This is a genomic window from Vibrio sp. V33_P6A3T137, from assembly GCF_009904835.1.
Lineage (GTDB): Bacteria > Pseudomonadota > Gammaproteobacteria > Enterobacterales > Vibrionaceae > Vibrio > Vibrio metschnikovii.
In genome coordinates, this window is sequence record NZ_WXWK01000130.1 from 1 (window position 1) to 11,026 (window position 11,026).

Genomic DNA, 11,026 nt, shown 5'->3' on the forward strand with positions numbered 1-11,026 from the left:
CTAGATCTTTATTTAACAATTGCTTACCAAATAATTGGGCAATAAAATGCATAGGCTTTGATTATTAAAAAGGTTATTATTTTCATGCATTACAAATCAATTGCTCTGGCTCTAATCGCATCATTAGGGCTTATGGGATGCCAAAATACGTCGCTAACTAAAACAAAAGAAACTAAGAGAAGTTACGCTGTTTTTGATTTAAAGGTAGCAGATAACATTTCGTCCACAGATATGGCTAAAGCGATAAAAACGGCATTACAGTCCAATACTTCTTCTGTAAAAATCACTGAGGATTTACCCCCTTATCCGTTACCTAAAGAGTCTCCTCGCTTTCAACTAGTCAATCCATTCGCTGGCAACTCAGCCCTATCAGCTTTAGCAGGTGGAGCGGTTAGAATGCCGACTTGTGATGGAGCACTTGTGTATGCTCAAGCAACTGACAGCTCGATGAATTCACATGGAGAAAATACTCAGTTTTATACTTGTCTATGGCAATATGAAGGTGGCTATCATGTCGATATTTATACTCAATTCGATATCGTTACTGGTGGCTTAGAAAATCTAGGTCGCGACCTCGTTCGCGGAGTGATGGGAGATTCAAGTCAGTTTATTCCTCGTACCATTGCCAGTATCAGAGATAACTTAAATGCTCTGAACGCTGAAACTACTCTTGTTACGGCTTATCCTTCAGATTTTGAAACATTGATCAAAGAGCGACAAATGTAGCAGCAAGTTGCTACTACGAATCAAACGAACCTCAAACTTAAGCCATCAATATAGCTACATCCAAACCACTTGGAGTTTCAGGTAGGCGGCAAGTGAGTGAATCCCCATGAGCATAGACAGACTATGTGATTGGGGTGAACGAAAGTAGCCAACACACCTTGTAGTGGTAAATACCGAGTCTCTAGGGTCTGTTTAACTGACTTCCCGTTATGCTCTACTGCATAACGGGATAACTATTTCCACGAATAGCCTCGGGCATCTCACCCATACCGTTACCCACTTCACTGATAAGTCAGTATCTTTTCTGCTTTTATGCATCCTTTGGTATAGTCATGAAATGCATTTGTACTGAGCGGGCTAATCGCATGGAATCGACAATAAACAAATCAAAGCTATCTGAAACCGACATCATCACGAAATTCATTCTTCCTGCTATCAAAGGGGCGGGATGGGATGATATGTCGCAGATTCGTCAAGAAGTAAAACTGCGTGATGGTAAAGTCATTGTTCGTGGTCAGGCAGCGGCGAGGAAAAAGGTTAAGTCTGCGGACATCGTCCTTTACCATAAACCGAGCATGCCTCTAGCCGTTGTCGAAGCAAAAGCGAACAAGCATGAAGTCGGCAAAGGTATGCAACAAGGACTAGATTACGCCAGCCTACTTGACGTCCCTTTTGTCTTTGCCTCAAATGGCGACGGTTTTATCTTCCACGACAAAACCAACCCAGCTCAACTCGAAACTGAAATTCGACTTGAAGACTTCCCGACACCTCAGCAACTATGGGACAAGTACTGCGTTTGGAAAGGCTACAAAACTGAGCACCTTCCCGTCATTACTCAAGATTACCATGACGATGGTAGCGGTAAGTCCCCGCGCTACTATCAGCTACAAGCGATAAACAAAACCGTGGAAGCGGTCGCAGCAGGACAAAACCGTGTACTCTTGGTTATGGCAACGGGTACGGGAAAAACTTACACTGCATTCCAGATTATTTGGCGACTATGGAAGTCCCGAGCCAAAAAACGCATCCTATTTTTGGCGGACAGAAACATTCTGGTCGATCAAACTAAGACCAACGACTTCCAGCCGTTTGGCCCCGCTATGACCAAAGTCACTGGTCGAACAGTCGATCCCGCTTACGAGATCCATCTAGCTCTATATCAAGCTCTGACTGGCCCAGAAGAGCACCAAAAGGCATTCAAACAAGTTGCCCCTGATTTCTTTGACTTGATTGTTGTTGACGAGTGTCATCGTGGTAGTGCCGCTGAAGACAGCGCATGGCGCGAGATCCTTGAGTATTTCGGCTCTGCGACTCAAATCGGGCTAACCGCGACACCGAAAGAAACCGATATCGTTTCTAACACAGAATACTTTGGTGATGCGCTTTATACCTATTCGCTTAAGCAAGGCATTGAAGACGGCTTCCTAGCTCCTTACAAAGTTGTGCGTGTGGACATCGATGTAGACTTACAAGGTTGGCGACCAACCAAAGGACAAGTCGATAAACATGGTGAAGTTATCGAAGACAGGATCTATAACCAGAAAGACTTCGACAGAACTATGGTCATTGATGAGCGAACAGAACTGGTTGCACAGACCATCACCAGTTACCTCAAACGTACCGACCCGATGGCTAAAACCATTGTGTTCTGTAATGACATTGACCACGCAGAGCGTATGCGTCGAGCACTAATCAACTGCAATCCTGAGCAAGTTGCTAAGAATGAAAAATACGTAATGAAAATTACAGGTGATGATGAAATCGGCAAAGCTCAGCTTGATAACTTCATCAACCCCAAAAAGGCTTACCCTGTTATCGCGACCACCTCAGAACTCATGACAACAGGTGTCGATGCAAAAACTTGCAAACTGGTTGTTCTTGACCAGGGCATTCAGTCGATGACCAAGTTTAAGCAGATCATCGGTCGTGGTACTCGTATTGATGATCGTTACGGAAAGCTATGGTTTACCATTCTAGACTTCAAAAAGGCGACTGAACTGTTCGCTGATGAGCGCTTTGATGGTGTCCCTGAACGAGTTAAAGAGACAAAACCAAAAGACTTCGAAACCGATGAAGGACTTGATGAAATCATCGATGATAAAGATGAACTTGAACAAGATGATCCATTTGAAGGGGAAGATATCGACCCTGAAAGCATCCAAGAACCAGAAGCTCCATACGACTCAGGTTCATCTCCTTCTGACGGTAGCAATTCCGATGATGATTGGCAGGATGAAAACCGAGTGAGAAAGTTCCATGTCAACGGTGTAACGGTGAAAGCCATTGCCGAACGTGTTCAATACTACGATTCCGACGGTAAACTCGTCACCGAATCGTTCAAAGACTATACCCGCAAGACAATGGCAAAACAGTTCTCCTCAATGGATGACTTTGTTAAGCGCTGGCAAGATGCCGATAAAAAGCAAGCAATCATTGATGAACTGGCAGAGGAAGGCATCATCTGGGAAGCATTAGAGCTGGAAGTGGGCAAAGATCTCGACCCATTCGACATGATTTGTCATGTCGTGTATGACCAACCAGCACTCACCAGAAAAGAACGGGCAGACAACGTCAAAAAGCGCAACTACTTCACTAAGTACGGTGAAACGGCTCAGCAGGTGTTGAACAACCTACTGGACAAGTACGCAGACGAAGGCGTTCAAGAGATTGAAAATATTCATGTACTCAAAGTTAAGCCTTTTGACGAGATGGGACGCCCTGCTGAAATCGTCAAAAAATGCTTTGGTGGTAAAGAGCAGTACTTAGAAGCGATTTCTGAATTGGAAGCTGAGATTTATCAATCAGCCTAATCTCCATTTAAACCAAGCTAGAGTTTCTTTAGCTTGGTTAACGACCTCAAGCCACAATGCATATCTATATTTTTGGTAACCTAAATTCAGGCAAAACGACGTTAAGCCAACAAATACAAGGACGTTTGCCTGAGTTCCCTTATTTATCTTTAAATGAGTATCGAATTCGCTTTGGCGATGGAACCGAGCAAGGTGAGCAACTTGCATGTGAGCATTTCCTTGCTGTGGTTAAACAACAGGAAAACGCGATTGTTGAATTTACAGGATACGGTCAAACAGCTAGCCTTCTTGCCAATCAATTAGATAGGAAAACAGGCATATTAATTTGTTGCACTAGAGATATTGAGCAGAGCATCAATGCAATTGATGACGAGAAATACTCAGAAATCTCTTACCAATCATCCTACAAAAAACTGCCAGCTATTGATGAAGCTATTAGATTTTTGAAAAATAAAACCATACCGACAGAGCTAGAAGCTCACTGGCAAAGACAGATTTGGCAGTCTTACAGTTTTGACTTCTCTGATAACTTTGATGCCTTCTGGGCGGCCTTCCCATTATCTCAACACACTTGGGTCAGTAAGCTGAATAAAGTATTGAGCACAGATACAAGCGTACCTACAGCTCTACTTTACGGTAGCTTAGGGGCTAATCAGTTAACAAAGCGCTCCGATATCGATTTATTTATTCAGTCATCGATTTCGGTTCAGAATTGGCATAAAAGACTCCTCAGATTGTTCGGTGAACAATTGGCTCATACCGATATTTTGGGATCGAAAATCACTCTTAGAACACAAGACCGTTTGCTTATAGAAATCGTTATAGGCCAATCGCTGTCTGACATTTCTCTTTATTATCGCGAGTCACAAATCTACAACGTTCACTTCACTATTTTAAAGGGTGAGCTTGGCCTTGCAGAACAATTAGACGCAGTTACTAAAACACATACAAGCGAGCGAAAGCAAGCCAAAGAGTTGGCCGCTCAGGTTTACTTTTTGTTTTGCTCCTTACCGAACCTTATCGCTAACAACGACAGTTACAAGTACCACTTTCACTGCTCTATCATCCAGCACTATTGTGTTCAGCTAGAACATTTATTGCTGAGTGAGTTTAAACACAACTATCTTCCCAAACATGCCGCTACAACATTGATTGATTTCCCATGGCAAGTATTTAACTGCTCAGCAACTTATATCAGTACAGTGCAATATACTGAACTTTATCAGTACCTAATCACACTGTTCGAACGGCTCGGAAAGAAACAACTGATTAAAAGTAATTGCTATTTCTCTGTGGAGAATCGCTTTCTCCACGAGATCCCTAGTGAAGATAACAAGGCTTAAAAATTGAAAAATCATCAAATAAAGACAATCAACTTTCGCCTGTGGCTAACATTGGCTCTGACAAGCTTAATACCACTAATCTACTCTACTACACGAATCCATTTCTTGGGCAGCATCCCAAGCCCATGGACTTTTAGCATTGCAGCACAAGTTGCATGGCTAAATGTAGGATATGAAGTCCTCAGCGAAGCATTACTCATCCCTTTAGCATTTATTCTAGGCAGAGTGATTCATAATAATGAAGTTTTTCGCGAGCGAGCCAGTCTATCTCTTTTGGTTACCTTAGTTTGCTACTTTGTGGCGACCTTAATGGTTTTGTGGCTAGCCCCGAACTTTGTTGATGCGATGCAGCAACAGGCTGAATTATTGACACAAACGATCCAATACATTCGATTGGAATCTGCCGCTATTCTGCTCTCCAGCGTTTATGCCTTTTTGTCTTTGGTTCTCGTCCTAAAAAATGAACGGAAAGCGCTGTATGGCCTTCTAGTAGTACAAACGATCATGACTGTCCTTTGTGACAGCGTTTTCGTCAGTCAACTACCTTACTCCCTTCAGTTAGGAGTGAATGGTATTGCTTTAAGTAATATCGTGGTCAATAGTCTTCTCGCGCTGTTTGCCCTGATTTATTTATCGAAATCAGGGATCACTCTAAGCTTCAAGTTTTCTAAAGGAGATCAATCGCAATGGCTCAAAGAATGGGCAAAGATTGGATGGAAGTCAGGGCTTGAGTCTCTCGTACGAAATACTGCCTTTATTATCATGATTCTTCAGCTTATTAACCAAGTACAACAAGCGGGAACATTCTGGGTTGCTAATCAATTTATTTGGGGCTGGCTACTACTTCCCGTTTTGACATTAGGACAACTGGTTAAGCAAGATGCTGCGACAAACAATGGGTTAACATCTGAGCGAGTCAATGGCTACCTTTGGATAACGTTAGGAATTATCGCTGTTTGGATACTCACCGCACCGCTTTGGAACAGCTTTATAGCCAATGTCATGGGGATAGAGAACCCTGAGTCAATCACCAGTCTAGTTTGGCTAATGGTTGGGTTCTATGTCATTTTCAGTTTAAACAATGTCATAGACAGTTACTTTTATGGTATTGGACGAACTGATTTAATGCTGTATCAATCACTTATCGTAAACACCTTGTTTTACGGTTGTGCTTTTGTGCTTTATCAAATCGGTATCTTTGTCCCTACGCTTGAACGAATCGCCATAATGTTCGGCTTGGGCATTACTGCTGATGCACTCATCACTTGGGTGTTGTACCTTGCCTTACGGAGCAAAATGAGCATGAATCAACAACCAGTAAGCCATTAATTTATATATTTATCATAGATGTAAATGCCCACTAACCTCCACCGTTATTGGGCATCATCTCTCCTCTTTTCAGTACTCAGATTGACGTAGAAATGCTATAATCAGCGCTAATTTTTTCAGTCAGTTAGTAGAACTCCATGTCAATCAGTTCAGTTATCAAGTCTATTCAAGACATCATGCGTAAAGATGCGGGTGTGGATGGTGACGCGCAGCGTCTAGGCCAAATGTCATGGCTTTTATTCCTTAAAGTGTTTGATGCACAAGAAGAAGAGCTAGAGTTCGAGTTAGATGATTACCGCGAACCCATCCCAGCCAAGTACCTATGGCGTAACTGGGCGGCAGATAACCAAAGCATTACAGGTGATGAGCTGCTGGAATTCATTAATGATGACCTATTTCCGACGTTAAAAAACCTTACTGCGCCGAAAGACACCAATCCACGCGGTTTTGTGGTGAAAGAAGCTTTTAGTGATGCTTTCAACTACATGAAAAATGGCACACTGCTGCGTCAGGTGATTAACAAGCTCAACGAAATCGACTTTACTGACTCTAAAGAACGTCACCTGTTTGGTGATATCTACGAGCAAATCCTACGTGACCTACAAAGTGCAGGGAATGCGGGTGAGTTCTATACCCCTCGCGCGGTGACTCGCTTTATCGTCAATCGTCTTGACCCTAAGCTAGGTGAGCAGATTATGGATCCCGCTTGCGGCACGGGTGGATTCCTGGCTTGCTCGTTCGATCACGTTAAAGAGAACTACGTGACCAGCGCAGCCGACCACCAAACGCTGCAAAAACAAATCCATGGTGTAGAGAAGAAACAACTACCACACTTGCTGTGTATCACCAATATGATGCTCCACGGCATCGAAGTCCCTGTGCAGATCAAGCACGGCAACACGCTTAACAAGCCGCTTTCAAACTGGGACAGCAATATCAATGTGATTGCGACTAACCCACCGTTTGGCGGCACAGAAGAGGACGGGATTGAAAAGAACTTCCCTGCCGAAATGCAAACTCGTGAAACGGCTGACCTGTTCTTGCAGCTTATTGTCGAAGTATTAGATAAAAATGGTCGCGCTGGTGTGGTATTGCCTGATGGCACCTTGTTTGGTGAAGGCGTAAAAACCAAAATCAAAAAGATGCTGACGGAAGAATGTAACCTGCACACGATTGTTCGCTTACCTAATGGCGTGTTCAACCCGTACACGGGCATTAAGACCAACATTCTGTTCTTTACCAAAGGCAAACCGACCAAAGACGTGTGGTTCTATGAGCACCCTTACCCAGAAGGCGTAAAGAACTACAGCAAAACCAAACCGATGAAGTTTGAGGAGTTCCAACAAGAGATTGATTGGTGGGGTAACGAGGCCGATGGGTTCGCTAGCCGTATCGAGACCAAGCAAGCTTGGAAAGTATCGATTGAGGATATTATCGAGCGCAATTTTAACCTTGATATTAAAAACCCTTATCAGGACAAAGTCGTCAGCCATGATCCTGAAGAGTTACTGGCGAGCTATCAGCAGCAGCAACAAGACATTAAAGCACTGCGTGACCAACTGAAAGGCATTCTCGGAGATGCGCTTAGCTCTACCATTCAAGGTAAAAAGCAAGGTGGAGAGCAATAATGACTGTGGAGAACCTAATTACCGAGCATATTGATATTTGGACTTCAGCAGTAAAGACCAAATCGGCTTCTGGTCGTGGTAGCAACAAGAAACTAGAGCTTTACGGTGTTAAGAAGTTGCGTGAGCTAATTCTGGAGTTGGCTGTGCGAGGAAAGCTTGTTCCTCAAGATCCTAATGACGAGCCAGCTTCATTGTTGCTTGAGCGTATTGCGCAAGAAAAGGCTCAATTAGTAAAAGAAAAGAAGATTAAAAAGCCTAAAGCACTTCAAACTCTGTCACCAGAGAGTCTTCCGCGACTTCCTGAAAGCTGGACTTGGTCACACATGCAAGATATCACCGAATATGTGCAACGAGGGAAAGGCCCAAAATATGCGGAAGAAGGCAGTGTTCGGGTCATATCTCAAAAATGTGTGCAAAATTCTGGATTTGATATTGAACCAGCTAGATATATAGAAGAAGAAAGCTTGGAGAAGTATCAATATGAGCGCTTTTTGAGAGAAAACGATCTACTTTGGAATTCAACTGGAACAGGTACTGTTGGTCGAGTTAATGTCCTACCAACTATCAAGCAAAAGTCTCTTGTTGCTGACTCTCATGTGACCGTTGTAAGACCTCTTATTATGAGTAGTCGATATATTTGGTGCATCCTTATGGCTCCTGGAGTTCAAGCGAGAATCGACCCTTTTCATGAACAATCTTTAGTATCAGGATCAACCAAACAAGTAGAATTAAATACAAGCTCTGTAGTTACGTTGCCTATACCTGTTGCTCCAATCGCCGAACAACACCGCATCGTCGCCAAAGTCGATGAGCTAATGGCGCTCTGCGACCAGCTAGAGCAACAAACTGAAAGCAGTATCGATGCACACCAAGTGCTGGTAACAACTCTGTTAGACACTCTCACCAACTCTGCCGATGCTGATGAGTTAATGCAAAACTGGGCGCGAATCAGTGAGCATTTCGATACCTTATTCACTACTGAAGAGAGTATCGACCAGCTCAAGCAAACCATTCTACAACTGGCGGTGATGGGTAAGTTGGTTCCGCAAGATCCAAGCGATGAGCCTGCTGCTGAGTTACTGAAAAGAATTGCGGAAGATGGCGATAGTCCTAAAAAAGTAAGGTTAACTAAGCCCATATCTGAATCTGAAGAGCCATTGACTCTACCAACTGGCTGGGTTTTCACAAGATTGGAGTCGATTATCCAGATATCCTCGGGTAAAAACTTAACCGCAAAAAAAATGGATTCCAATGGAACGATTCCTGTTTATGGAGGGAACGGTGTTACTGGTTATCACAGCGAAAACAATGTATCAGAACCAACTATTGTTATAGGTCGTGTTGGATTTTACTGTGGTTCAGTCCACTTGACACCGAAAAAAGCATGGGTAACTGATAATGCTTTTGTGACAAAGTTTTCTCATTCTAACTTGAACTTAGAATTTTTATTTTGGTTGTTGAAGGCCACTAATCTGAATGAAAATGATAGTGCAACGGCTCAACCTGTAATTTCTGGAAGAAAAGTTTATCCTATAGTCGTTGGATTACCCCCTTTGAATGAGCAAGCACGTATTGTTGCTAAATTAAATGAGTTGATGGCTATGTGCGACTTTTTAAAGCAAAGTTTCAGTGAACATACTTCAACTCAACTATTGCTAACGAATACTATTGTCGAACATGCGGTGTAACCATGAGCCTTTACAATATCGCCAATAAAAACCTCACCGCACTGACACCGACCACCTTTGCAGCCGAAGGGCTGCAAGAAAGGCACGATTTACAAGAAGCGTTGAAAGGCTGTATTGATGCCATCGCACCTGATTGTTTGGTGATATCAGAGGAGTTTTCAGACTGGGAAGACAGCCGTCGCCGTATCGACCTGTTAGCCATCGACAAAAATGCCAACTTAGTGGTCATCGAGCTTAAACGTGATGAAGTCGGTGCGCACATGGAACTGCAAGCGCTACGCTATGCCGCAATGATCTCTACCATGACGTTCGACAAAGCGTGTGACTACTATGCCCAGTACTTGAAGAAAGAAGGTCAAGAGGTTAACGCCCGCGAAGCTATCCTAGAGTTTGTCGATCTGGATGAAAACAGCTTGGATGACTTTGGTAACGATGTTCGAATCGTTTTGGCCTCAAGAACTCACCACTTCTGTCTTGTGGTTGCGTGACAAAGGCATCGATATCAGTTGTGTGCGCCTCACGCCCTATCGCTACAAAGAAGATGTACTGATCAATGCTGAACAGATCATCCCTGTACCCGAGGTAGAAGAGTACCAGGTGAAGTTCCGCGAGAAACGTGCCGAGCAGCGCACAAGCGTTCAAAAAGGCGAAAAAGATTATTCGGAGTACCGCTATAACGGTCATACCTATAAAAAGCGTCACCTCGCGCTCGCGTTAGTCACGGACTGGATCGAGAAGCATCAGCCACAAAGCTTGAATGATGTACTCAACGCATTTAACGACCCCGTAAGACGACGCATTGCCATCCTAGCGGAACAAATTCCTCAAGGTAGAATTCGCCGTTTCCACAGCGATGAAGACGCGCTGATTACGCTGCCTAACGACGAGGTGATAGCCATCACCAACCAGTGGAGCCTCAGCAATATCACTCGATTGATTCACTTTGCAGAGCAAAGTGGCATGGTTGTAGAAAAAGCAGACTGATTCAGCTACCCAAAGTCGCAAGTAACAAGCTTTGAGTAGAACATCGTTCTCCTCGAAGCATTTTTATTTGTTAATCAAATACCCAATCTTTACTATTTTAAGATTAGGATAAGAACATTGTTCCGAGTACAGTTCAGTGCACTATCGAGATGGTTGCTCACATCAAAACAGGTGTTATTTAAAAGCTAGCGTGAGATAAGGCAATACATACCCTTTGAGCTTAGACTCTATCTGTTCCACTGTTTTTAGTTGATCGGGTAGAACATTGTTCATAGGTGTTTCAACATCTATAACAGTGACCAATCTACTCAACCCCCCGTGGCTCATACGACTCCTTAGAGATAGATAAACTTTAGCGATGGTTTTATCACCAATAAGAGCAACCATCGCAAACAAGCTTGGTTCCTCTCTCCTGAGCGAACCTCGCAATAATGTAAATATTATAAATTGTTTCATTTTTTTGTGATAATATCCGCGAAACTTTTCCTTACCAATGACTCTGGACATGAAGTTTCCCG

At 43.3% G+C, this 11,026-nt stretch carries 6 protein-coding genes and 2 pseudogenes; 7 read left to right on the plus strand and 1 reads right to left on the minus strand.

Annotated features, from left to right (window positions below; all coding sequences use genetic code 11):
- Nucleotides 1-84: 84 nt before the first annotated feature.
- From CAG60_RS12440 to CAG60_RS16830, 7 genes and pseudogenes are all read left to right on the plus strand, one after another.
- The gene (locus tag CAG60_RS12440) at nt 85-726 is read left to right on the plus strand and encodes a hypothetical protein (protein ID WP_154171156.1); all 642 of its coding nucleotides are present in this window, start codon (nt 85-87) and stop codon (nt 724-726) included.
- 365 nt (nt 727-1,091) lie between these two features.
- The gene (gene hsdR / locus CAG60_RS12445; protein WP_202598578.1) at nt 1,092-3,536 is read left to right on the plus strand and encodes an EcoAI/FtnUII family type I restriction enzme subunit R; all 2,445 of its coding nucleotides are present in this window, start codon (nt 1,092-1,094) and stop codon (nt 3,534-3,536) included.
- 56 nt (nt 3,537-3,592) lie between these two features.
- Entirely contained in the window at nt 3,593-4,879 is a 1,287-nt protein-coding gene (locus CAG60_RS12450; RefSeq protein ID WP_161429857.1) for a hypothetical protein, read from the plus strand.
- Between the two features lie 3 nt (nt 4,880-4,882).
- Nucleotides 4,883-6,208, plus strand: coding sequence for an MATE family Na+-driven efflux transporter (locus CAG60_RS12455; protein ID WP_158145428.1), 1,326 nt, complete (start codon nt 4,883-4,885; stop codon nt 6,206-6,208).
- A 137-nt stretch (nt 6,209-6,345) separates the two neighbouring features.
- A complete protein-coding gene (locus CAG60_RS12460; RefSeq protein ID WP_161439056.1) occupies nt 6,346-7,836 on the plus strand; it encodes an N-6 DNA methylase in 1,491 nt (496 codons plus the stop codon).
- A complete protein-coding gene (locus CAG60_RS12465) occupies nt 7,836-9,524 on the plus strand; it encodes a restriction endonuclease subunit S (protein WP_161439057.1) in 1,689 nt (562 codons plus the stop codon). Before CAG60_RS12460 ends, CAG60_RS12465 begins: the two co-directional genes overlap by 1 nt.
- A gap of 2 nt (nt 9,525-9,526) precedes the next feature.
- Nucleotides 9,527-10,508, plus strand: a pseudogene (locus tag CAG60_RS16830) (hypothetical protein).
- A 174-nt stretch (nt 10,509-10,682) separates the two neighbouring features.
- Here CAG60_RS16830 and CAG60_RS16545 read toward each other — a convergent pair.
- Nucleotides 10,683-11,026 (minus strand): annotated as a pseudogene (locus tag CAG60_RS16545) (hypothetical protein); the annotation flags it as partial.

What these genes read in the sequence shown, in the direction of transcription:
- CAG60_RS12440 (WP_154171156.1), top strand. Translation starts at nt 85, where the DNA reads ATGCATTACAAATCAATTGCTCTGGCTCTAATCGCATCATTAGGGCTT.
- CAG60_RS12460 (WP_161439056.1), top strand. Translation starts at nt 6,346, where the DNA reads ATGTCAATCAGTTCAGTTATCAAGTCTATTCAAGACATCATGCGTAAA.
- CAG60_RS12450 (WP_161429857.1), top strand. Translation starts at nt 3,593, where the DNA reads ATGCATATCTATATTTTTGGTAACCTAAATTCAGGCAAAACGACGTTA.
- hsdR (WP_202598578.1), top strand. Translation starts at nt 1,092, where the DNA reads ATGGAATCGACAATAAACAAATCAAAGCTATCTGAAACCGACATCATC.
- CAG60_RS12465 (WP_161439057.1), top strand. Translation starts at nt 7,836, where the DNA reads ATGACTGTGGAGAACCTAATTACCGAGCATATTGATATTTGGACTTCA.